Consider the following 24,030-nt stretch of genomic DNA (forward strand, 5'->3'; position numbering starts at 1 on the left):
CCCGACAAGGCGCCGCGAACACCGATTTCGCCGCGCCTTTTCCGCCTTTATCTGCGTTCATCCCCGTCTTTACCACTTATTCAGATTTGTTATAACGATATAATCAGTTTTTCTTTCAAGCCATCTCTCCGCATCATAACGGCAACACAGGAGGCGTTATGGCTGATATCTCTCTACACAAACACTCACAGGGTATGGCGCATTTCGCGCCCGGTTTGCTGCTTACGGCGGCCATTGCGCTGGCAACGGCATGGCTCGGTAATCTACCGTCTGTCGCACAACTGGGGTTAGGCGCACTGACGCTGGCCATCATCGGCGGGATCATTCTCGGCAATACGCTCTACCCGACGGTGCACGGTCACTGCGACGCGGGCGTACAGTTTGCCAAACAGAAACTGCTGCGTCTCGGCATTATCCTTTATGGCTTCCGCCTCACCTTCCAGCAGGTGCTGGATGTCGGCGTCAGCGGTGTGGTGATCGATGTACTGATGCTGACCAGCACCTTTACCCTCGCCTGCTGGCTGGGACGTAAAATCCTGAAACTGGATCGTGAAACCGCGTGGTTGATTGGTGCAGGTAGCAGTATTTGCGGGGCCGCCGCCGTACTGGCGACTGAACCGGTGATTAAAGCCGAATCGTCCAAAGTGGCGGTGGCGGTCGCGACTGTGGTGATCTTCGGTACACTGGCGATTTTCCTTTACCCGCTGATTTGGCATAGCGTTTCGCCTTTACTGCCGGGCCTGAGCCTGAGTGAATTTGGTATTTACACCGGTTCGACCATGCATGAAGTGGCGCAGGTCGTGGCGGCCGGACATGCTATCAGCCCGGAAACAGAAAATGCGGCGGTCATTGCCAAAATGCTGCGCGTGATGATGCTGGCACCGTTCCTGGTGGTCATCGGCGTGATGGTACGCCGCAGCGCACCGGCTACCAGCGGGGAAAAACAGCGTATTACTTTCCCATGGTTTGCACTGGCGTTCATTCTGGTGGCGCTGTTTAACTCAGCGCATTTGATTCCCGCCTCGGCGATTGCGGTCATTAATCAGCTGGATAACGTGCTGCTCGCCATGGCGATGGCCGCACTGGGTCTTACCACCCATATCAGTCAACTGAAGCGAGCCGGTCTGCGTCCGCTGTTATTAGGATTGATGTTGTTTATCTGGCTGATTGTCGGTGGCGGCGCGATTAATCTCACCATCCATCATTGGCTTGGATAACTTATTTGCCGCCCGACTGGGCGGCAAATACCTTATTGTTTGAAGTGTTTTCGTGAATAGATGGCGGTCTGTCTGCGGCTTTTAATGCGGAATTTGGCATGAGAGATCACCGTCATCCACTTCGGATCAACCTTGTTGGTCAAATAAACATTCAACTGTTCCAACAGCGCCTCCCAATTCTTCGCCTGCCAGGCTTTGTCACTGCCGAGTGACTCTTTCATTAACTGAATGAGGCTATCCACTCTGGCTTTTACGTCACTCAGTGTTTCTCCAGCCTGATGCGATGCTGCTAATTTCCGGATTTCGGTGGCGTAATAATGGATGTCAATCTCGTTCTCGCGCACGCGAACCTCTGCTTATTATTGGTCCGTAATATTACAGTAACCTAAGTCTGTGAATTAACATAATCGGCAATACCTTTCGCCGCTTCGCTATTGTTACCTATCAGCATTTCTTTTTTCAGGATTGATGGGCAACCTTCACCCTATCAGACAATAAAAAAACCGCCCGCAGGCGGCGTGTCACATCACTTTCTAGCAGATATTGAAATGGGGTTTCATTATTTTAGCGAAATCTTAACGAATTTCTTTCGGACACCCACATCAATTCAACAACCCTTTAAAATCAGTGAATTAGATGATTTTAATCCAGTCAGAATCACTCTTTAATCGTAAATTCCAGCTCACTGAGTTTTTGATACTCCTTCGCCAGCTTTTTAAGTTGCACCGCACGCATTTTATCCGCACGCGCCAGCGCTTCTTCTTCGGTTAACTGAAACTCTTTTTTCTTAAAAAACTGCTCAAAGTTGTACTCACGATCGCGGCGCTGTACAAATACCTCGCCATCATTTTTGAGTTCACCTTCTGCGATGTAGATGCCCCGGGTTAATGCATATTTTGTTATATAGGCTTTTGTCATGCTGTCCTCTCATCTTGCTACGTCGGTTAATTAAAGCAAAATTGCCGCGTAATTTACAGTATCTTGAAGAAAAAACAGTCTATTCCTGGTTAGTATTGCCATTGATTTAATTAATGTTTTAATTAAGCCTAACGTCAACACCAGGAAAAAACACCTCAGGTTTGGAGACAATTAAAAGCGCAGCGAGATTTAAACATTTCAGCTGTGTGAAGCGACCCCACAGGAAATTTCCTCTCAGCCGCGCAAACAACGGCATTCATTTTTTCTGGATATCTTCCCAATTCAGCCCGAAGCGCATGAGGTATTTACGTAAGCGATCGGCATCATTCGGCTGCTTTTTATGCTGCCGTGAGACCGAAAATAAATGCCGTCCCGCTTCAGATAATGTTGAGGTGTGTTGGCAGACTTCCAGCACCGTTTCGAGTTGTTTTTGCTCGAAGAGGTCAATATCGCCAACCATCGACAGTAAGGGGGATGCCACTCGCTCACTCTGCCAGTTTACGCGTAATCGCGCGATCTCCTCGTCTACCAGCATCAGTGAAATACGCCCGTCTTCAGCCAGTGTTGCCATTCGCATAACACTGGCACCCAGTTCACGAAAGTTACCGTGCCATGCAGCTGCTGGTGAGGTGGCAAAAGCCACATAATGCTGACGCGCTTCTTTATCAAACCGCACCTGATGCTGACGCGTGCGCGTAAATCGCTGCAATTCATAGTCGATATTCGGTTCGATATCCTCACGACGCTCTGCCAGTCCCGGCAACTGGAAAGTCCACATATTGATGCGTGCGTAAAGGTCCTCCCTGAAGCGCCCCTCTTTTACCCATTGGCGCATGTCACGGTGCGTGCCCGCAATAAGCTGGAAATCGCTGTTCACTTCACGGTCGGCTCCGAACGGGAAAAAACGTTTCTCTTCAATGGCGCGTAATAACATCGCCTGTTCATCCAGACCCAGTTCAGCAACTTCATCAAGAAAGAGAATGCCACCATCCGCTTCACGCAATAAGCCGCTGCGTGCCGTTAATGCCCCCGTAAAGGCCCCTTTAACATGGCCAAACAGCGTTGACATGGCGTTATCACCACGCAGCGTCGCACAATTGACCGCGACAAACTTGCCCTTCATCTGATGACGTGCGAGACGCAATTGGTAGATACGCTCAGCGAGGAAGGATTTCCCCGCCCCCGTCGGCCCGGTCAGCAACATTGGCGCATCAGAGCGCTGCGCCACCCGCTCAATTTGTTCAATCAGCGCGTTAAAAATGGCGCTGCGCGTTTCAATGCCTGATTTAAGGAACGACACGGAATTCTGTTGTTCGTGCTGAAAACGACTGGTCAGAGTGGTATAGCGACTCAAGTCCAAATCAATAATCGAGTAAACGCCCTGAGGGGATTTCTCCTCCTTCGGCCCCGGTCCAGTCTGTAACAGGCTAGCAGGCAGAAAGCGTGCTTCGGTTAACAGGAACCAACATATTTGCGCAACGTGCGAGCCGGTGGTGATGTGGACCAGATACTCTTCATTTTCGGTATCGAAGGGATAGTTACGAGCAAAATCAAGAAAAGCACCGTACACCTCTTCAAAATCCCAGGGATCGTCAAGACTGATTTGATGAGGCACCACCTGAGTCTGGGGGGAAATACGCGCGATATCTTCAGTCAGTTGCTCCACCATGCCGCGATTCAGCGGTTGATGCAGTACCTCAAACCGGTCCACGGGCAAATCGGCATGCTGACACAGCGCCACACTGGGCCGCCATTTACTCCAGCGGTTTTGCCTTTTGCCACGTTTGTCGAGTTGCGTGCCTAAAACACCTATCACTACCCGTCGCTTCACACTTTATCCCTCAAGATAAAAACTTATCTTAAAGAATAAAAAACTTCTCCTCTACTGGCTATCAAAAATGTCACACCAAAATAATTAACTGCTATAAATCATGCGGTTATTTTAGAATCTGACGTTTTATGATTTTTGGCACGTTATTCGCTATCTCTTTATTACCTCAAGATTTTAAAAGGAATAAGAGATGAAACTAACCACAGGGGTTCATGGCGTTGATGCCGTTATGCGTGAACGTGTCTGTAGTGTGTTACAGCAGATAGAAGCTGAACATGAAGTCCGTGTTCTCTTCGCTTGCGAATCCGGGAGTCGCGGCTGGGGGTTTGCCTCCCCCGACAGTGATTACGATGTGCGTTTTCTCTATGTCCATAAACCCGCGTGGTATTTGCAGGTGGAGCCGCCACGCGATGTGATCGAAAAACCCATCGATGCCGAGTTAGATGTGTGCGGTTGGGAGTGGCGTAAAGCATTGGGCTTATTAAAACGCGCCAACCCAACGCTGATCGACTGGCTTGATTCGCCCATCGTGTACCGCCAGCACGACGGCATCATGGCGCAGCTGCATGCGCTGAGCGGTCGCTTCTTCTCTGCCGAAAGCGCGCGCTGGCATTACCTGTCCATGGCACAAAAGAACTTTCGCCAGTATCTGCAGGACGATGAGGTGCGGCTGAAGAAGTACTTCTACGTGCTGCGTCCCTTGCTGGCCGTTCGCTGGATAGAGGCAGGGAAAGGTGCGCCACCCATGCGTTTTGATCAACTGCTGCACGGCACGGTGCAGGATGGCCCACTGCTGCGCGATATCGCTGAATTGCTGTCGGTGAAGCAGCGCGCCGGGGAGGCGGAGTACGGTCCGCGACGCCCGATACTGCACGCCTTTATCCGTGCCGAACTGGATCGCCCGACAGAGGCGCTGCCACTGGCGCACAGCAACCGAGACAGCGCGCTGCTGGATGCCCTGTTATTCGACGCCGTGATGGCCGATTTCAATGTAAAGGAGGAGATATGATGCGCGCACTGATGCAATCATTAGGACTGGTTTCTGCGTTCCCCGTGGTATGGAAAACCCGGCAGCGCGCCCTGTATACCCTTCTGGCACCGAGCTATGACACTGCACAGCCGTTACCCTGGGATAACACAGTGCTGCCAGCACAGCCGTTGGCAGAGGCCTCCGAGTTACGCTGGGCGCCGGGAGCCTGCGAAGGCACGCTGATTTACCACATCGGCGTCAACTCGGCTGAGGAGGATGCCGCAGCCATCCTCGCTGCGTTACAACGGGTGCTGGCAGCGCCGGGCAAGAAAAATATGCGCGCGCTGTATCGGCTGATCAATCAGCAGTCGCCGTTGTACTACATCGATGCATTGATGGAAGCCATTCCGCAGGCGAACCTGAGCGCAGTTCAGCTCTATCCGCTGGTGATCTGGCTGGTGACCTCCAGCCCGGATCAGAACGTGGTGAAGTTTGCCATGGCAATGACCGCATGGTTCTCACAGCAGCGCACCGTGAAGATATTGCAGGTGCTGGCGCAGCATGACGAACTCACGCTTTATGCGGTGGTCGCGCTGCGAACCATGCTGGATCCAGAGGAGTACACGGCCGTTTGGTTCGCCATGATGCAGCGCGTCGATGGCTGGGGTCGCGTGCATCTGATGGAGCGAATGCCTGCCACATTGAACGCCGCACAACGCGGTTGGTTATTGCGTACGGGATACGCCAACAGCGTGATGATTGAATACACCGCAGTGAACTGTGCGGTGTACGGTGAGTTGCTGGATGCGCTGGCCAGCGAGCACGACGATGCACTCCTGCTAGGCTGTGCGCAGATGCTGCTCGCCATGTTGAGTGATGCGCCAACACCGGACATTTCAACCTATGAAGATGGGCCAATTACGTGCTTACGCTACTTACAACATGTGGTCACCCAGCAGCCAGCACATTCACAACATTACCTCGCCGCACAGGAGATCGGTGCCTGGGTGGCGGGCGAAACGTTGATGGATGCGCCGCTGGCTCAGCGACTGACGGCATTATGTGAGCAGGTGCTGGCGCAACCGATATGGCGGGAGCAGCAATAATAATGTTGAGGTTGGTGCAGGGGCCAGCAAAGCCACAAGTGCGATCACATACTGAGTAAGGCGTACCCCTGATTTTGCAGCGTGGTCATCGTGGTGAGTGCGGAGGGCGTATGGATCACCGAATCTGCGATCCATTGTGGTTCGTAATGATGCCAGGCCAGAGCCTGATCGCACACCGTGACTTTGACGCCCTGCTGCTCCAGCGCCGATATCAGCGCAAGGTTGGGATTATCCACACCAAATAGCTGTCGAAAGCGAGTGTTTTCCAGCATCGCGGGCGTCGCTTCGCCATTCACCGCCACGACAAATTTTAACTGTTTTGCCGGCACACCGGCCGCCACATAGGTATTCACCACTTGTGCCACATGCTCCAGCGCCGGATTAACCTGACTGCGTTCTTCCGCACCACGGCTGACTTTAAAAACCACTTTGTTACTCAGCGCACTGCTGGGCTGGAATGCGCTGCTGGCGTCATAGTGCACTTTGCCGTAACCGGCGATGGCTGGCGTGGTCCAGTTGATGGCGGGATCGGAAGGTGGGGCACTCACTTTCGCGGCAAAGAGGGTTTCATTTTGGCTGAGTAAGGCACCGCATACCCCACCCGCTACTGCGACAACTGCGCTAATCACCACTGAACGCATCTCTTTTCTCCCGCGACATCGTGAAAAATCGGCCTTGGCAAGTATGGCATGGATTGCCATTTTGTCGGCTTATCGCAGAGGTATACGGGCATATTCAGCCATTTCCTAACGCTCGGTGAAAAGCGGTGGCTCATGTTATGCGCTAACCCCTATTCACTTCGCTACCGGGAGATCTGTGTATCGGGTGGTATACGCTGGAGACAACATCTCACGCTTCATCGCCCAGGATTTTTGGATTCCCTGCCCGGCGAACCATAGCTTCCCTTTCCCGCTTTGATTTATGCCATCGATCACTCGCATCAGCATTTCACTATTCGCCTGCGGCTGGATGTCATCAAACAAATTGAGTTGTGCCACGCCCTGACTGAAGAAGTCACCTAACATCACCCCCGCTTTCATATAGCGGCGCCCTTCCCGCCAGATGCGATCCAGCGCCTCGGTGGCCACGCGGATAATATCGCGGCTGTCGTTGGTGGGCGTCAGCACTTTAATGATTGCCTGATTACCGTAAAAAATTTCCCCCTCCGCATGCGGGCTGGTGCGAATAAACACGCCGATCTGTCGACAGTACTGCCGCTCGCCCCGCAATTTTTCGGCGGCGCGCACGGCATAGTTGCACACCGCCTCACGCATGTCGGCGTACTCCGTGATGCGTCCCGCAAACGAGCGTGAGCAGACAATCTGCTGCTTCACGGGCGCAAACTCTTCCAGTTCGAGACAGGGCTCACCGCGCAGCTCGCGCACGGTGCGCTCCAGCACCACATTGAAGTGCTTGCGGATCACCCAGGTGCTCTGCTCCGACAAATCCAGCGCGGTATTGATGCCCATGGCATTCAGCTTTTTGCTGATGCGACGCCCTACGCCCCACACATCGGCCACATCGACTAACGCCATTAACTTCTTTTGCCGCTCAAGGTTGGAGAGATCCAGCACGCCGCCGGTTTTACTCCATTTCTTAGCGGCATGGTTGGCCAGCTTAGCCAGGGTTTTGGTGGGCGCGATCCCCACCCCGACTGCCAGATGCGTTTCGCGTTTAACCCGCTGCTGGATTTCCCGTCCGAACTCTTCCAGCACGCGGCAATTCCGCACGCCCGTGAGGTTCATAAACGCCTCATCGATGGAGTAGATCTCAACGGCGGGCGCCATCTCTTCCAGTATCGTCATCACGCGCAGACTCATGTCGGCGTAGAGCGCATAGTTAGAGCTGAACACATGCACGTTATGGCGACGCAACACATCCTTGATTTTGAAATAGGGGCCGCCCATGCCGATATTCAGCTTCTTAGCCTCGGCCGAACGTGCGATGACACAGCCATCGTTGTTGCTTAACACAATCACCGGCTTGCCTTTGAGATCCGGCCTGAACACCGTCTCGCACGAGGCATAGAATGAGTTCACATCCACCAGCGCAAACATCACCTTCTCAGCGTCTTGATGACATGTTTAACGACACCGAAGATCTCAAACTGATCCGGGTCGGGAATGGGAATGATGGCGTGCGCCGCATTCATCGGTTTGAGGTGCAGACAGGGCTTCAACATCAGCTGCTTCACCGTGAACTCCCCCGAGATGGCCGCCACCACCACATCACCCTGCTCGGGTTTCTCCGCACTATCGACGATCAGCATATCGCCGTCGCTGATTCCGCCTTCGATCATCGAGTCACCGCTGACTTTGATGAAGTAAGTGGCGCTGGGATGTGTGACGCAGAGGTCATTGAGGTCAATACGCTGCTCAACGTAGTCCTGCGCCGGTGACGGAAAACCACACGGCACACGACTGATAAACAAGGGCAAACTGAGGATGGCACGGAGTTCCGCCGGTTGATAAAACACCATAATGATGGCCTTCGAAAAAATACTGTATATAGATACAGTATTACTGATCGGGATGTTTGATCAAGCGGGATCCTTCGGGATGATGCAAAGCAGTTGGCAGGAAAGGAGATTTAATTTTGGGTGGTTTTAACGGTGAGATGGATGTGCTGCGGTGGTTTTGGGCTAGGGTGAAATGAGGGTTCTTCGCTGAGTTGAACGGCTTTTGTCTCACGATTTCATATAGGAAATGCATTTTGTCTCAACCTCAGGACCAAAGCATGTACCGAAAGGCCTTTATTGCGGATACCACTGCGCTGATTTTATTTTTCACCACGACGGGCATGATTAATGAACGATGGATTGCGGGCATGGCGTGGGAACAGGTGCTGCATGCCCGTTTAATTGGTGCAATTCTGATGGTGCCGGTTGCCCGTCCTTACGGTTTGTGGCGCGATTGGGTGATGCAGCGTGCGGGGTCGGGCCGAATTTCGAAACTGCTGTGGGACAGTATCGCGCTGGTGAGTTTTCAGGTGCCGATCTATGCGGCGATCATCGCTTTTAGCGGTGCGTCGGGCAGTGGATTGGTGCGTGGTACGCTCGGAGCTGCATTGATGATGCTGTTTTTGGGCAGGCCTTATGGCGCGTTTCTTAATTGGGTGCGAGGCATGTTTGGTTTGCCGCCGGGTGGGGAAAAGCCGATGTCGTTGGGGGAATGATGGAATGACTGATTTGTACCAGCAGCGGACGCTATGAACCTCTGTTCGGGTTAATCAACGGCAACAGATCAGCATTCGGGAAAGAGTCCATTTGCCAAGAGCGTTGTAACAACCATGCGAGGTAATTATGAAAAAGAGTGAAATCATTATGAAATAAGGGTACAGCCTCAGGTGTATTAGCGTGTACAGGTAAGAATTCCTATAGGATTAAAAACCAAATTCCAGATTAAGTAACCTTTTGGTTGCCGCCTCTGCAGACACTGCGGTTGTTACACGTATATTATGTTTGTCTCCGGCATCATTCAACGCATTAACATAGGCGTCAATGGCCTGGACCTGACTTTTGCTGTAAGAGGCATCATCATTTGCAGGCCGATAAACAATCAACTCATGATGAACTCGGGGCGCCATACTACCCTCATTCTCTTTCACAGTGAGAAGGTCTAATAATCGTGATTTATTTATATCAAAGTGATATGAAATACCACCGCCAGGAATAAGCTTGCCAGTATTCACAGCAATGTTCGGGCTCAAAAAGAAAACTCTTAAATCTCTAGACGAATTTCTTGTTGAAAACCTTGCACGAAAGTACTTATCTAGCCCCGGAGAGTTGGCCACGACAGTATCTCTAAACTTATTTGCCCAACTGTCGTTTTTATAATTATCTTTTTCAATCGGTGCATCAAAGTCTAAGGCTGATAGACTTGCTGACATTGATACAGCTTGTCTTAATACACCGATAATATCCGATGACAAGGCAGTGCGGGGCTCCCCCATCTCTAGTCCACTAAATGGGCATACCCAACCTTCGAAAGATTGCTTGGTGTTTAGATGAAATTGAAGGCTATCAATAGCAGTTTTAATCAAGTCCATAAAAGGATCGGATTTCTCTGCGTACATAGCTTTTGCTTTTTCCTGTCTCAATGCAGAGCGAACCAATGCAGTACCGTCATCTCCCAAGGCAGCAACGGCAATAGTAATGCGTTCACCGGAGGCCATCATTGGCTCAAGATAGACAGGAACCCACTGCGCTTTATAGCTAGGTAAATCAGGCAGTTGTCTCAGAAGACCATCGAAATCAATCATTTAAATTCAATGCCCCCTGCTCAGGATTAAGTTTACGGTAAAGTTCACTGCCTAACCTATTGATACGCGTGGTAAGAAAATCAGACAGCGTACTTCTGTATTTTAATTCAATATATTCGGGGAAAGCATCAGAGCTATAGAGCGTACTAAATCCCTCAAATTGCGCAGACCATTTTATCATTTCTTGTGCTTTAGCCTCACGCACAATGCTGGATCCGCCACACCTGCCACTGACAACATCAAGCAACTGGTTAGAATAAAAATCATCAGTCCAGTCACCCGAAAGCATACCCTCAGGGATGGCTAAGCCATGGTCAATCAAAATAAAGCCATTGCCATCAAAGAGTAGGTTCTCGTCACCTCGGTCAGGATTGGCTATCCATTCGTCAAAACACGCGGCTTTAACCAAACTGGGCCATTCTTCAAGTTTGGCAATGATGGCTGCATCGCCACATACTGCGACCTGCTGAAGATTTGGATGCCCGAGATCAATGCTGCCAAAGTACCACGTACCGTCAGGATCAATGAGAAGAACTGGCTCAGGGATCGGCAAACCGATTTCTCTGCCAATACAGGCACAAATCAGTTCAACGGCTAACTCCCGATCAGGGATCCGTTTTGCGATGACAGCGGACTCTCCACTGTCAATTAAGGCTATACCTCTAACAGGCAAGCGAGATCCTATGCCCAACGGCTTAAAACCCGGCAGTAACCGCCCTATTTTTAATCGCACAATAATCCCAAGTAATACCCATTTTTTCTGATTTTATCTGAGAATCAGAAAATTTTAGAGCTGGGGATTTGAACAGCCTCAATACTACTGTACATAAACACAGCCCACTTAACAAATCATTTATCAACTGATGAGCCTGTGGCTTACATACTGATAAGAACGCGGCTTTAGGAATTTGACTCTGCTTAAATCTAAACATGAACCATTAACTTTGATGTTCTGGTGCCTGAATAAAAAAATGTCTTATAACTGCATCTAAATGGTCCCAGATAGCAAAATATTAATTTAGCCTCGGACTGAGAAAAGCTTCCTTTTTAGGGTATAAGACCAACTTTATCGATAAGGCTTGCAAGCCTAGCTACAAGTTTAACTTAATATTTGTTGACACTATTTGATGGGCTGATTTTGAATAACAATCAGCCCATGTATAAAAATCATATTAGATGTGATATTTTTAACGGTGGGGATCGCCAATGATTTCGTTGGTGTCGAACAATATTTTGCATAACTGACGTTATAAGGTATAACATAAAAAATAATGACGTTACGTACGGATGAGGTAGAAACGTGTTTAGTGCCATCACTGAGAAATTCATGGCTAACAATATGAAAATCGTTGTTAACTCAATTGAATCAAAATTCAATGAGGATTTTTTTTCCTGCTATCGTTCACAAGCAATAGCGGCCGTTGAATATTATGTTCAGTCTATAAAAAAAGATTCATCACTCAGGACCTCGCAGGCAGCCTACAACTTTAGCAGAAACGCAGCGGAAAGAGACATTCTTTCATACCATAACATGCTCCTCTTACCTCCCAATCAAGAACCCGTAATACAGGTCTTTGATTCGTTACGACATGCTTTTAGCAATTATGCAGCGGGCGGAATGCATCAGCTTTATACATGTCAAGAAAAAGAAGAATGGTATCCTGAAATATTACTTGATGAGATATTGAGACCCAATGACATTGATGAATTGAATGAAAAAATCACTCTGTATAGAGGATGTGATGAATCCGAACTGAATAACCGACACTTCGGTCAATCTTGGACGACATCTTTAGGGGTGGCAAAAGCCTTCGCTTATATTCATTATGCCCAACAAACTTGGTTTGATAAAAGCAAACGAGTAGTAATCCAAACAATCATTGATAAAGAGAATGTATTCTTCTCAAGACAAACAGGTGAATATGAGGTGGCAGTCAATACTAACATGTTAGGTGAAGTATTTAGAATATGTTAATTCGCACTTTTCAAATCATAATCTTGACGTAGAATCGCATCGAAATACTTATTGTTTCCAAAGGAATAACCTGCGGATACATTCTATATGGATAGCAAGCATCAGGTATCTTCATCGCCAATAACCCAAGCCCAATGAAGAGAAAAGGCATAATGACACCGGATTAAGCATTAATATTAAAAAGAAATTTCGCTTATTTATAAAGCATTGAAGAAAGGTGGATGGCTTATTGTAAAACTCATAGAATCAATTGGCTGTTCCATTGACAATATCGGTTCTTGAAGCAGTATTATGTAGTAAGTTAAAAATAGCTAAGCTCCTCAATTCATGAAGGGTCTCTCCCATTAATCCGCCCCACACCCATCGCCAACTTACCAACACCAATACCCCCCCAAACATTATGGTAAATCTCATGTCCCCCAGTGCTATCCAATTTGTGAATCCCAAAAACTTCAGCAAACATCTCCAAAGCACAAATAAGGATCGAGCCATATGAACATAACCAAAATCGACCATATACACGTCTACGTCGACGATATCGAGAAAGCAGAACACTGGTATCAGGAAATCCTTGGCTTCACCCGTGACAACTCCCTGCACTTCTGGTTTGAGCAAGGAGGGCCGCTGGTCATCAGGAATAATGGCGCATCACTCTCCCTCTTCCTGAGAAAATCCCAGCACCCAGGCCACGCCATGGCTTTCGCCGTGGAGGCGTCAGCGTTTGTCGAATTGATACCTATCCTCAAGTCGAAAAAAATCGCTTACACCGTCAGTGACCACGATATCTCCATGTCCCTATACTTCAGCGATCTCAGTGGCAACAAGATTGAAATCACGTCCTGGGAATATACGCAGGCAAAACAGATATTGGAAAACTCGGCATAACGATTCGTCAGTCAGCAACGGATAACGCTACAATCAGGAACGGATGCACATTTTGAAAGGAATCAAAAATTGAAATTTCACTATTCACTTCATCGCCTTAGCCTGATAAAACAATGGCAAAAAGATAGTTTCAGAATCGTTTTTTTCATTCTCACCGGCCTATTCTTTTCAGCCGTGATCAAATGGCTATTGCCCCAGTTAACTCATGGCAATATCACCGGCGGCTTTACCGGTATGCTATGCGGGCTTGCAGCAAGTTTTTGGTTTACCAATATTGCGTGGCTGAGGATTAAGTCACCCATTCGCTTAAGCGACTTAAATTCAGTTCTGGAGAAGTACCATTACCAGCAAACTGAGCAAGGTGATTATGAGCTTAAAATAGCGAAATACCGAAGATTCAAATCCCAGCGCATTTATATACGCAACGATGGCAACGAGATTACGCTGGAAGGCCCCTACAACACCCTCAAAAGAATCATCAATCAACTCAATAAATAGCCGGAGATTTTGCAGGGACGTTACAAGATAACTGGCGCAAATACTCAGCCAGTCATCGTCGTTATTAACCGTGAATCACCACATTAAACCCTTCATCCGCATGCGGTGCGACGAAGTAGCTGCTGATCACCTCGAACTGCGCATCGGTCGCCGCGAAGTCATGCTCACCTTCTGCATTACGCGCATGCAGACGGCTCTTGCACAGCGCATCGGGCACATCGATAAAGTGCAGCTGATGTTCCGCCTGTGCACTCTGGATCACCGCCTTCATCCACTGACGTTGGCCGACGGTATTCGCCGGGAAATCCAGCACCACTGACACACCGCGCTGTAACAGGGCGATCAGGTGTGGCGTCATCGCATTGCGTAATTTGCCCGCACAACGCACGTAGTCCGCAACATCCTGCATCTCTTCGGCGAACAGATGCGCCAGCCAGGCGTCTTCGCTGATAATCACCGCGCCGGTCTGTTGGGCCAGTTGATGGGCCAGCGTTGATTTTCCGGCAGCGATTTTGCCGCACAGCAGATGCAAAACAGGACGAGATGTGGACACAGACGCAGATTCCATTGACCAGCTCCAGATAAAATGACGCTCTACCATGCCGTTAAATGCCGGTCCAGTAAAGCCTGGCATCTACACTTACGCTATCTCTGCAAAAATAAGGAGACGCATGATGAGTCAACGCCTGCATAAAATCGACTTTCCGGTCAGCAAGGCGCGGAAGTATCTGGAACCTGGTCCAGTGGTGTTGCTGAGTTCGCAATTTGAAGATCACCACGACATCATGACGCTCGGCTGGCACACCATTCTGGAGTTCTCGCCGTCACTGGTGGGCTGCATGATCGCCAACGGCAACTTCAGCCATGAGCTGATTCGGCAAAGCGGACAGTGCGTGATGAACATCCCCTCGGCGGAATTGGTGGATAGCGTGGTGGCGATTGGTAACTGCCATGGCGATCGCCTCGATAAGTTCGATGCCTTTCACCTCACGCCAGAACCGGCAAAAGTGGTGAATGCGCCGCTGATCGATGAGTGCTTCGCCAGCTTTGAGTGTCAGCTGTATGACGACTCGATGGTGAATAACTACAGCTTCTTTATTTTCGAAATCGTCAAAGCGCACGTGGCCGATAAACCGGAATTTCCGCCGACGCTGCACTACACTGGCGAAGGACGTTTTACCGTTATGAGTCATAGCGTGCTCGACAAGCACCATGATTTTAAGCCAGAAATGTTAATTTAAGCGGCTTGAATTCGCCTTCGAGCGCCCTCACAGTAACGCTTTCGACCTGACAGGAGTAATAACAATGGCAACCGAATATGCGGTGATCGCCGGTGGCTGTTTCTGGTGTACCGAAGCAGTGTTCAAAGATGTGATTGGCGTGGAGTCAGTCGAAAGTGGGTATACCGGCGGGGAGCGCCCGAACCCAACCTATGAGCAGGTGTGCAGCGGTGCCACCGGCCATGCCGAAGCGATTCGCGTCGGCTTCGATCCCGAGCAGGTGAAATACGGCGATCTGCTGGACATCAGCTTTGCGACGCACGATCCAACCCAGTTGAACCGTCAGGGCAACGATGTCGGTACCCAGTATCGTTCAGCGATCTTCCCGGCGACCCCAGAGCAGGAAGCCGAAGCGATTGCCGCGATTGCGCGTGCACAAGCCGATCTCAACGTGCCGGTGGTCACCACCATCGAGCCACTGAAAGAGTGGTATCCGGCGGAAGATTATCATCAGGATTACTGGGATGGCGCCGGTCAGCGTAACGGCTACTGCATGGCGGTGATCCCACCGAAACTGCAGAAACTGCGTAAGAGCTTTGCCAATCGCGTGAAACAGGGCTGATTCTGCCCTTGAGATGCGGCTGCTGAACGCCGCATCCATCGCCATCAAAGGTCGTCATTTATGACGACCTTTTTGCATTTAACCGTCATAATAGCGCCCTCTTCTCTTCAGGGAGCGATGATGACCACGCCTCAACCCGCAATCCCCGCGCGCAAGCGGCCGATGAAACTCAACACGCTGGTGACGCTGATGCTCAGCGCGGTGATCGTGCTGGTGCTGCTGAGTGTGCACATGTTCTATTTCTTCCAGATTGGTGCCTCAACCCGCGCCCAGCTGGAAGATAAGGCCATGGCGGTGGCCCGCACGCTGGCGAGATCGCCGGAGATTCAGCAGGCGCTGACGCAACCGGTGGCCAATGCCAATATTCAGCCCATCGCGAAAGCCGTGGAAGAGAGCAACAATCTGCTGTTTATTACCGTCACCAATATGGACGGTATCCGCTATTCTCATCGCAATCCGGAACTGGTCGGGAAGCACTTTATCGGCGAGGACATCGGGCCTGCCCTGCGCGGCCATGAAAACGTCTCGGTGAACAAAGGTTCGCTGGCAAAAGCGCTGCGCGTCTTCACGCCGGTATATAACGTGGAGGATCGGCAGATCGGTGTAGTGGCGATTGGTATCTCCCTCGATGCCGTCACCGATCAGATCAACGAAAGCCGCTGGAGCATTATCTGGACCATCCTGATTGGTACGCTGGCGGGCGCGATTGGCACCTTTGTGCTGGTGCGCGTGCTGAAACGCATCTTATTCGGCCTCGAACCCTACGAGATTTCCACTCTGTTTGAGCAGCGTCAGGCGATTCTCAACTCAGTCAAAGAGGGCGTGGTGGCGATGGACGATCAGGCGCAGGTAACGCTGGTGAATCAGGCCGCGCGCACCCTGCTCAATGAGCCGTCGTCCAGCGGCATGATCGATAACGAGGGAATTGATGATGCCTCGGTGATCAATCAACACCTGCGAGATGTGCTGCACAGCGGCCGTGCGCGTCGTGATGAAGAGCTGAATGTGAATGGACGCTTGCTGTTGTGCAATACGGTGCCGGTGCGCAGCCAGGGACGTATTATTGGCGCGGTCTGTACTTTCAGGGACAAGACCGAAATCAGCCGACTGATGCAGCGCCTGACGGGCATGGTAAACTACGTCGATGCGCTGCGGGAGCGCTCGCACGAGTTCATGAACAAACTGCACGTGATCCTCGGCCTGCTGCACATGAAAAACTATGCGCAGGTGGAAGCGTATATTTTGAAAACCGCCAATAATTACCAGACTGAGATTGGCTATTTGCTGGATCGCATCAAGTCACCGGTGATTGCCGGTTTCCTGCTGAGTAAGATCAATCGTGCCTCGGATTGCGGTCATCGCCTGACCATCAGCGATGCCAGCTTTGTGCCGGATAGCGGCAACGAAGACCAGATGGCGGCCCTGATCACCGTGGTTGGTAATCTGGTGGAGAACGCCATCGATGCACTCAGCGAGCAGACCGAAGGCGAGATCCACGTGATGCTGCACTATCAAAACGGCTGGCTGGCGTGTGAAGTGAGTGATGATGGTCCCGGCATTGAGCCGGCCAATCTCGCGACAATTTTTGATAAAGGGTTCTCCACCAAAGGAGAGAACCGTGGCGTGGGCCTGTTCCTGCTGAAACAGCAAACGGAAAACCTCGGTGGCGGCGTGACCGTTGAGTCAGAACCCGGCGTCTTTACCCAATTTTTAGTACAACTTCCCTGGGATGGAGGAAACCAATCCGCATGATCAATGTGTTAGTGGTCGATGATGACGCCATGGTCGCTGAACTGAACCGATCCTTTATCGGTCAGGTTCAGGGCTTCCACTGCTGTGGAACCGCTTCGACCCTGAAGCAAGCCAAAGAGATTCTGTTCAACAGCGATACCCCGATCGATTTGGTGCTGCTGGATATCTATATGCAGCAAGAGAATGGCCTCGATCTGCTGCCAGAACTGCGCAAAGCCCAGAGTTCGGTCGAGGTGATCATCATTTCATCCGCTGCCGATGCCGAGAACATCAAAACCTCGCTGCACTATGGCGTGGTGGATTATCTGATTAAGCCGTTCCAGTTCCCGCGTTTTGAAGAGGCGCTGACCAGTTGGCGGCAAAAGAAGTCGTTAATGGATAATCAGCACTACTATCAGCAGTCTGATGTTGATCTGTTGATCCATGGCAACCCGGCAACGCAGCATGACAACAAGCGCTTGCCGAAAGGCTTAACGCCGCAGACACTGCGTACCTTGTGTCAGTGGATTGATGTCCATCCCGGCCATGAGTTCTCCACCGATGAGCTGGCGGCAGAAGTGAATATTTCGCGCGTGTCATGCCGTAAATATCTGATCTGGCTGGCGCAGATTAATATTCTGTTCACCAGCATTCACTACGGCGCAACGGGCCGTCCGGTGTATCGCTATCGTTTACAGCCGGAATACCATTCGCTGTTGCAGCAATACTGTCAGTAACGCAGCTGCCAGGCGAAATCGCGCTGCTGGAACTGGAAGTGGCGCGTTGAAGAGCAGATGATCTGTCGATCGCGCGTCACAAACACCGCATCCAGATCGGGCTGGTCGGCCAGATAGGCCAGCCCCTGTTCCACGCCCATGCCGTACAGCAACGTCGTGTAGATATCACCATCCAGAGAGCGATCGGAAATCACCGTCACGCTCAGCAACTCGTTATCCAGCGGATAGCCGGTGTGTGGATCGAAGATATGGTGCCAGCACTTGCCGTCCAGTTCGAAATAGCGCTCGTAAATCCCCGATGTCACCACCGATTTACCCTGCACCTGCAATACACCCAGCAGTTCATCCTCGCGTCCAAACGGCTTTTTCAGGCCAATGCTCCAGCCTTGTGGCTCATGCGGCGGTGCGCCGAGTGTCTGCACATTGCCCCCGAGATTGATCAGCGCCTGCGGCACGCCCTGCTGGCGTAAAAATGCCTGCACCACATCAGCGATGTAACCTTTGGCGATGGCCCCGAGATCGATCTCCATGCCCGGCTGTTGCAGGAACACCGAACGATCTTCCTCATTGAGGATCACCTGGTGCGGATCGGTCAATGGCAGCAGTGCGGCTATTTCATCAGCGGGAGGGACGGCATGGCCCTGAAAACCAATCTTCCAGCGTTTCACCACCGGGCCGATAGTGAAGTTAAACGCGCTGCCGGGCGACACACTGACGGCATGCGCCACGCTGATTAGCCGGAACACGGCCTCACTGACGCGCACCGCATGGCGACCCGCCGCCTGGTTGATCGACATCACTTCGGATTCAGCACGATTAACGGTGAACAGATTTTCTTGCTGCTTGATAAGTTGAAAGACCTGACGGGCTAAGGTGGGGTTATCGTCGAACAGTTTGAGCAGAATGGGAGAACCCATCAGAACAGCGGAGTAAGAGTAGACGCCTTCGGTCATAGAGCCTCGTTTACCCGCCATATTGCGCGCCAGTGCCTTGTGCATGTCACCCGGTGACCGACGGTTGTCAGTCACCGGAATTCACACTCTAACGCCTTACTCTGGTACGCAATATTTGGGGTAATTAACGTTAATTAATTTCCTAACGCCAGTTTAGCCGCATTGTGACCGGCCTTGATACCGAAGATGATGATATCCGCCACCGCGTTACCACCGATACGGTTAGCACCGTGGATACCGCCCACCACTTCACCGGCTGCCCAGGCACCTGGAATCACCTGTTTCTGTGCATCCAGCACCGCGGTATCGATGTTGATGGTGACACCGCCCATGGTGTGGTGCACGCCCGGGGCGATGCGGATGGCGAAGTACGGGCCTTTGTTCAGCGGGTGACGCAGCGCCGTCTTACGACCGAAGTCTTCATCATCCTGCTTCGCCACAAACTCGTTGTAACGGCCGAGTGTGGTTTGCAGCGCTTCCTGATCCATGTTGAGTTTCACCGCCAGTTCGTGCGGCGTCGGTGCGCTAATCACAAAGCCTTTGGCGATGTATTCGTCGGCGGCTTTGTTGTTGGCGCGGACCTGCTCGTCAAACACGATCCATGCACTTTTCTCTGGCAGTGCGATGATCTCAGCAGAGACTTTGTCACGGGTTTCCATCTCATTGTAGAAACGCTTACCGGCCTGGCTGACCAGAATCGCCCCGCCGCCGCGCATCGCTTCAGAAATCAGATAAGAAGTGGTCTGTTCAACCGTTGGGTGAATCTGGATCTCGCCCATGTCTACGGTATCCGCGCCAATTTTCTGCAGCATGGCGATACCGCTACCGGTGGCACCTTTGTGGTTGGTGGTGACGAAGCCATCCAGTTCCGGGCGATACTTCACCACCATCTCGCGGTTGGCACTGAAACCGCCGGTGGCAACGATCACGCTCTTCGCATTGAGAATGCGGCTGTCGTTGTACTCATCCACCACTTTGACGCCGGTGACGACACCGTTTTCCACCAGGATTTCTGAAACGGAGGTCTCCAGCAGCACTTCGATTTCACGTTGGTTGACGTTTTTCACCAGGCCGCTGATCAGGAAGCCACCGACGGCAGAACGGTCTTCCGGGCGGTGCGTGCGGTCAATGCTCATACCACCGGTGATGGTGATGTCACACAGCTCGATATTTTTCGCGGCCAGCCACTCAATCGCTTCTGGCGCCTGCTCAACAAACTCGCGCAGCAGCACCGGGTTGTTTTTGAATTTACCGCCCTTCAGCGTCTCTTCGTAGAACAGCTCTTTGCTATCTTCGATGCCTTTCAGTTTCTGATAGCGGGTTTCGGCGGCGTTCATGCCCACCGAGGCTTTGATGGTGTTACCGCCAATGGTCGGCATCTTCTCGATGATCACCACGCGTGCGCCGTCATCGTGCGCCTGAATCGCCGCCGCCAGACCGGCACCGCCCGTACCCACCACCACCACGTCATAATTGACCGGTGCGTTCGGGTTGCCGCCCTCTTCAATCACATACTCTTTACTGGAGGTGGTCAGTGCGCGGGATACCGCTTTTTTCAGCGCCTCACTCTGCGTAGTGGCGCCGGTGATGGCATCGACGTGCGGGCTGTTCGCCACCAGAATGCGTTCACGCAGGCTTTCGAAGGTGCTGGTGAAATCGACATCCAGACTGGGGTCCGGCACCAGTGAGATATCGGTGATACGGTCCGTGTCGAGCGTCACGTTGATTTTCAGTTTCAGCGCTTCGGCTTCGACTTTCGCCTGGTAAACCCCGGCTTTGTATTTGCGATGGCCGTCGCTGACGTCGCGGATCATCGCATCCACCAGCGAGAAGCGCCACAGCGGTTCTGGAATCGTCAGCGCCTCACGCTTGGTGCTGTCGATGTAGAGTTCCATATGTTCATTTTTGATGATGCGATCCGCCCAGTCCGGATAGGCGATGCAGGCTTTACCGACCGCCACCAGATCAAACCCGTGCTCCAGCGCGTTCTCGGCATCTTCTTTATTCACCACACCGCCCACACCAATCACCGGCACTTTCGCCAGCGTGGCAGAGCGCTCGGCCAGATATTTGGTGATCAGTGGCGTTGGATCTTTGGTATCGACAATGGATGGACGCAGCAGCTGGCCGACGGAGAAGTGCACGTAATCGAGACCGCGCGCCGCCAGTTTTTCCAGCAAATACATCGTGTCATCCCAACGGATACCGGGGACTTCCAGCTCTTCCGGTGAGAAACGATAACCGATGATGAAATCTGCCGCCGCAAAGCGATCGGCCATTTTATGGGTGATCTCCAGCACTTCCATTGGGAAGCGCGCGCGGTTATCGCGGCTGCCGCCCCATTTGTCGTCGCGCTGGTTGGAGTTAGGGGAGTAGAACTGCTGAATCAGATAGGTGTTTGCACCGTGGATCTCAACACCGTCAAAACCGGCTTTGATCGCGCGGTTTACCGCATCACCAAACTTGGTGATCATCACATCGACTTCTTCGGCGGTCAGCGCTTGCGGTTTGGTGGCACCGTCACGCGGTGCAGCAATAGCGCTCGGTGCAACAGGGGTTTTACCACCAATCAGCGCCGGTTCCACCATGCGGCCACCGTGGTAAATCTGCAGAATGGCTTTTGAACCTTCAGATTTGATCGCATGGGCGATTTTCGCCAGCCCGGCAATTTTGTTGTCGCTGTCGATACCCAACGCGCCAGGGAAAGCAGGGCCACGATTATCAATAAAGCAGCATTCAACAATCACCGTACCGATACTGCCCGCACGTACGCGGTAATACTCGACCAGATCGCTGGTGACACCGCCGTCAAAATAGCCGGTACAGGTGGTCATCGGGGCCATCACCAGACGGTTTTTCAGCACCGCACCTTTCGGCAGCGTTAGCGGGTTAAGGATTGGGGTGAGCTTATTCATAATGAGCAACTCCAGAATTAAGAAATTGTGTATTCAATTCTTTGGCGGTTCGGCGCGGCTTTATAATTATTTAAGTGGTCCGATTTCATGGCGTAAATATACCATTTTATTTAGTTACATAACCCAGAATGTTAGTTATATAAGTTTTACGTTTGGAAATGATATTTGATGCTCATTGCCAGAATAGGCGCTCCGCTAAGTTTTAACCAAGACTTGACAAAAATCAACTTTTTCCTTACATTTAAAACAAATGCAGTACTATCATAAAGATAAAAGCCTCCAACCCGCCTCATTTTGCTCGATTTTTCGCGTTTCGATAGTTTGTAGCGTTTAATCCACAGCAGACAGAAAGTTAAATAAAAAGCAAAAGATAAAAATTAAAAAACAGTGCATATTTTTTATTGATCTAGATCAAAAGAGATATTTTAATTAATCGCATCTTAGCTGCATTCAATTGATAATTCGCGTATCGAATTTGCAAAGCAAAGTTTCATCAAAGAACAAAATTTAAATTGTCACGACTCATCTGCTGCACGCATGTTGAAACCAAAAGAACAGTGTGTTCGTGACAATCAATCGCATTCTTCCTAACTTGCAGACAAAACTATGAACACACAAACAACCCAGAGTGCCTCCCCCGTAGTGCCTCCTGCGGCGCCGGGGAAAAAGAATCGCCTGATTATGTTGTGCCTGCCGATCATCGTAGCGGTGCTGCTACTGCTGGTCCCTACCCCTGCCGGGCTGGAACCTTACGCATGGCACTTCTTTGCTATCTTCGTTGGCGTGATTGTCGGGCTGATCTTTGAGCCGCTGCCCGGTGCTGTTATCGGCCTGACCGGCGTGGTGGTGATAGCGCTGTTCAGCCAGTGGGTGCTGTTTAGCCCGGCCGAACTGGCGGATCCCAAGTTTAAAACGGCGGCGCAGTCGTTCAAATGGGCAGTGAGTGGCTTCGGCAACTCCACCGTCTGGCTGATCTTCGGTGCCTTCATGTTTGCCGCCGGCTACGATAAAACCCAGTTCGGACGCCGCCTGGCGCTGATTCTGGTGAAGTATCTCGGCCGTCGCAGCCTGACGCTCGGTTACGCCATCACCTTCGCTGACCTGTTACTGGCACCGTTTACGCCGTCTAACACCGCGCGCAGCGGCGGTACCATCTACCCCATTATCGCCAACCTGCCGCCGCTGTACGGTTCAAAACCAAATGACCCGAGCGCACGTAAGATTGGTTCTTACCTGATGTGGGTTGCCATCACCGCTGCCTGTATCACCAGTTCGATGTTCCTCTCTGCACTGGCACCTAACCTGCTGGCGCTGGCGCTGGTGAAAAGCGTGGTAGGCTTCGAAATCTCCTGGGGCATGTGGTTCCTCGCTTTCCTGCCACTGGGCGTGCTGTTGATTCTCACCATGCCGCTGCTGGCTTACTGGCTCTATCCGCCAGAAGTGAAGGTCAATGACGAAGTGCCACGTTGGGCGACCGCTGAATTGGCGAAGCTCGGCAAGCTGTCACGCAACGAAATCCTGCTGCTGGTGTTTGTGGTCTCAGCATTGATGATGTGGATCTTCGCTGCGGCATGGATTGAACCGGCGATGGCTGCCCTGCTGGTTATCGTGCTGATGCTGTGGACCGGTGTACTCAACTGGAACGATATCACCAGCAACAAAGCGGCATGGAATACCTTTGCCTGGTTCGCCACTCTGGTCGCTCTGGCGGATGGTCTGGCGCGTGTGGGCTTTATCGCCTGGCTGGGTAAAGAAGGTGCGCAGTTGCTGCACGGTTATGACCCACAAGTCTCGGCGGTGGTGTTGCTGGTTGCCTTCTACTTACTGCACTACCTGTTCGCCAGCACCACGGCGCACACCACTGCGCTGTTGCCTGCGATGCTGACCATCGCCGCCTCGATTCCGGGCATCAACATGCCAGTGTTCTGTTTGATGATGTGTGTATCCTTAGGTGTGATGGGTATTATCACCCCGTACGGCACCGGCCCAAGCCCGATTTACTACGGTAGCGGCTACCTGCCAACCAAAGATTACTGGCGTCTCGGTACCATCTTTGGCGCTATCTTCCTGATTGCTTTGATGGTTATTGCCTACCCATGGATGGTGATGATGTTCTGATGATGTTGCTCCGATGTTAAAATCGGAGCCGCGCAGAGCCGTGAAAGTGTTATGATGCTCGCCAGTCAGTCCTT

At 51.5% G+C, this 24,030-nt stretch carries 23 protein-coding genes; 12 read left to right on the forward strand and 11 right to left on the reverse strand.

Translation table 11 applies throughout. The features are described from left to right. The first annotated feature begins 158 nt into the window (after positions 1-158). Entirely contained in the window at positions 159-1,217 is a 1,059-nt protein-coding gene (locus ACCW76_RS02075) for a YeiH family putative sulfate export transporter (protein ID WP_034821867.1), read from the forward strand. Positions 1,218-1,249: 32 nt separating this feature from the next. On the opposite strand, the gene ACCW76_RS02080 is transcribed toward ACCW76_RS02075, so the two are convergent. From ACCW76_RS02080 to rtcR, 3 genes are all read right to left on the reverse strand, one after another. After that, on the reverse strand, positions 1,250-1,561 hold the full coding sequence (locus tag ACCW76_RS02080) for a hypothetical protein (protein WP_436337596.1): 312 nt from the start codon (positions 1,559-1,561) through the stop codon (positions 1,250-1,252). A gap of 313 nt (positions 1,562-1,874) precedes the next feature. Then, the gene (locus ACCW76_RS02085; RefSeq protein WP_034821873.1) at positions 1,875-2,135 is read right to left on the reverse strand and encodes a hypothetical protein; all 261 of its coding nucleotides are present in this window, start codon (positions 2,133-2,135) and stop codon (positions 1,875-1,877) included. Positions 2,136-2,391: 256 nt separating this feature from the next. Next, positions 2,392-3,966, reverse strand: a complete 1,575-nt coding sequence (gene rtcR / locus ACCW76_RS02090; protein ID WP_436337597.1) for an RNA repair transcriptional activator RtcR — start codon at positions 3,964-3,966, stop codon at positions 2,392-2,394. Positions 3,967-4,156: 190 nt separating this feature from the next. On the opposite strand from rtcR, the gene ACCW76_RS02095 reads away from it, so the two are divergent. After that, positions 4,157-4,975: a nucleotidyltransferase domain-containing protein gene (locus ACCW76_RS02095; protein ID WP_436337598.1), complete on the forward strand. Its 819-nt coding sequence runs from the start codon at positions 4,157-4,159 to the stop codon at positions 4,973-4,975. Beyond that, entirely contained in the window at positions 4,972-6,042 is a 1,071-nt protein-coding gene (locus tag ACCW76_RS02100) for a hypothetical protein (RefSeq protein WP_436337599.1), read from the forward strand. The genes ACCW76_RS02095 and ACCW76_RS02100 overlap by 4 nt, the downstream gene beginning before the upstream one ends. 44 nt (positions 6,043-6,086) lie before the next feature. On the opposite strand, the gene ACCW76_RS02105 is transcribed toward ACCW76_RS02100, so the two are convergent. From ACCW76_RS02105 to umuD, 3 genes are all read right to left on the reverse strand, one after another. Further along, complete coding sequence (locus tag ACCW76_RS02105; protein ID WP_038647436.1) at positions 6,087-6,683, reverse strand: DsrE family protein; 597 nt, start codon at positions 6,681-6,683, stop codon at positions 6,087-6,089. 153 nt (positions 6,684-6,836) lie between these two features. Then, positions 6,837-8,099 (reverse strand): translesion error-prone DNA polymerase V subunit UmuC, encoded by a 1,263-nt coding sequence (gene umuC, locus ACCW76_RS02110; RefSeq protein WP_436337600.1) that lies wholly within the window; start codon positions 8,097-8,099, stop codon positions 6,837-6,839. Next, positions 8,099-8,521 (reverse strand): translesion error-prone DNA polymerase V autoproteolytic subunit, encoded by a 423-nt coding sequence (gene umuD, locus ACCW76_RS02115; protein WP_038647438.1) that lies wholly within the window; start codon positions 8,519-8,521, stop codon positions 8,099-8,101. Before umuD ends, umuC begins: the two co-directional genes overlap by 1 nt. A 257-nt stretch (positions 8,522-8,778) precedes the next feature. On the opposite strand from umuD, the gene alaE reads away from it, so the two are divergent. Further along, a complete protein-coding gene (alaE, locus tag ACCW76_RS02120; protein WP_436337601.1) occupies positions 8,779-9,216 on the forward strand; it encodes an L-alanine exporter AlaE in 438 nt (145 codons plus the stop codon). A gap of 207 nt (positions 9,217-9,423) precedes the next feature. Here alaE and ACCW76_RS02125 read toward each other — a convergent pair whose 3' ends face one another. Continuing rightward, positions 9,424-10,302 (reverse strand): hypothetical protein, encoded by an 879-nt coding sequence (locus tag ACCW76_RS02125; protein ID WP_436337602.1) that lies wholly within the window; start codon positions 10,300-10,302, stop codon positions 9,424-9,426. Further along, a complete protein-coding gene (locus ACCW76_RS02130; protein WP_436337603.1) occupies positions 10,295-11,035 on the reverse strand; it encodes a hypothetical protein in 741 nt (246 codons plus the stop codon). The genes ACCW76_RS02125 and ACCW76_RS02130 overlap by 8 nt, the downstream gene beginning before the upstream one ends. A gap of 594 nt (positions 11,036-11,629) precedes the next feature. Between ACCW76_RS02130 and ACCW76_RS02135 the strand changes: the two genes are divergently transcribed. From ACCW76_RS02135 to ACCW76_RS02145, 3 genes are all read left to right on the forward strand, one after another. Further along, on the forward strand, positions 11,630-12,277 hold the full coding sequence (locus ACCW76_RS02135) for a hypothetical protein (protein ID WP_436337604.1): 648 nt from the start codon (positions 11,630-11,632) through the stop codon (positions 12,275-12,277). A gap of 492 nt (positions 12,278-12,769) precedes the next feature. Then, positions 12,770-13,162, forward strand: coding sequence for a VOC family protein (locus tag ACCW76_RS02140; protein WP_436337605.1), 393 nt, complete (start codon positions 12,770-12,772; stop codon positions 13,160-13,162). A gap of 69 nt (positions 13,163-13,231) precedes the next feature. Beyond that, entirely contained in the window at positions 13,232-13,660 is a 429-nt protein-coding gene (locus ACCW76_RS02145; RefSeq protein WP_436337606.1) for a hypothetical protein, read from the forward strand. 64 nt (positions 13,661-13,724) lie between these two features. Here ACCW76_RS02145 and ACCW76_RS02150 read toward each other — a convergent pair whose 3' ends face one another. Further along, complete coding sequence (locus tag ACCW76_RS02150) at positions 13,725-14,228, reverse strand: AAA family ATPase (protein ID WP_436337607.1); 504 nt, start codon at positions 14,226-14,228, stop codon at positions 13,725-13,727. A gap of 106 nt (positions 14,229-14,334) precedes the next feature. Between ACCW76_RS02150 and ACCW76_RS02155 the strand changes: the two genes are divergently transcribed. From ACCW76_RS02155 to dcuR, 4 genes are all read left to right on the forward strand, one after another. Continuing rightward, entirely contained in the window at positions 14,335-14,901 is a 567-nt protein-coding gene (locus ACCW76_RS02155; protein WP_436337689.1) for a flavin reductase family protein, read from the forward strand. Between the two features lie 64 nt (positions 14,902-14,965). After that, a complete protein-coding gene (msrA, locus tag ACCW76_RS02160; protein WP_038647471.1) occupies positions 14,966-15,502 on the forward strand; it encodes a peptide-methionine (S)-S-oxide reductase MsrA in 537 nt (178 codons plus the stop codon). A gap of 120 nt (positions 15,503-15,622) precedes the next feature. Next, positions 15,623-17,254, forward strand: coding sequence for a sensor histidine kinase (locus tag ACCW76_RS02165; RefSeq protein ID WP_436337690.1), 1,632 nt, complete (start codon positions 15,623-15,625; stop codon positions 17,252-17,254). Beyond that, a complete protein-coding gene (gene dcuR / locus ACCW76_RS02170; protein ID WP_436337608.1) occupies positions 17,251-17,970 on the forward strand; it encodes a two-component system response regulator DcuR in 720 nt (239 codons plus the stop codon). Before ACCW76_RS02165 ends, dcuR begins: the two co-directional genes overlap by 4 nt. Here the strand turns inward: dcuR and ACCW76_RS02175 are convergent. Both ACCW76_RS02175 and ACCW76_RS02180 read right to left on the reverse strand, forming a co-directional pair. Then, entirely contained in the window at positions 17,964-18,923 is a 960-nt protein-coding gene (locus ACCW76_RS02175; protein ID WP_436337691.1) for an FAD:protein FMN transferase, read from the reverse strand. The genes dcuR and ACCW76_RS02175 overlap by 7 nt on opposite strands. A gap of 134 nt (positions 18,924-19,057) precedes the next feature. Then, entirely contained in the window at positions 19,058-21,838 is a 2,781-nt protein-coding gene (locus ACCW76_RS02180; RefSeq protein WP_436337609.1) for a flavocytochrome c, read from the reverse strand. A 606-nt stretch (positions 21,839-22,444) separates the two neighbouring features. Here ACCW76_RS02180 and ACCW76_RS02185 point away from each other — a divergent pair. Next, a complete protein-coding gene (locus ACCW76_RS02185) occupies positions 22,445-23,956 on the forward strand; it encodes an anion permease (protein WP_034821926.1) in 1,512 nt (503 codons plus the stop codon). Positions 23,957-24,030: the final 74 nt, after the last annotated feature.

The organism is Pantoea sp. C8B4 (assembly GCF_051336905.1).
Lineage (GTDB): Bacteria > Pseudomonadota > Gammaproteobacteria > Enterobacterales > Enterobacteriaceae > Pantoea > Pantoea rwandensis_B.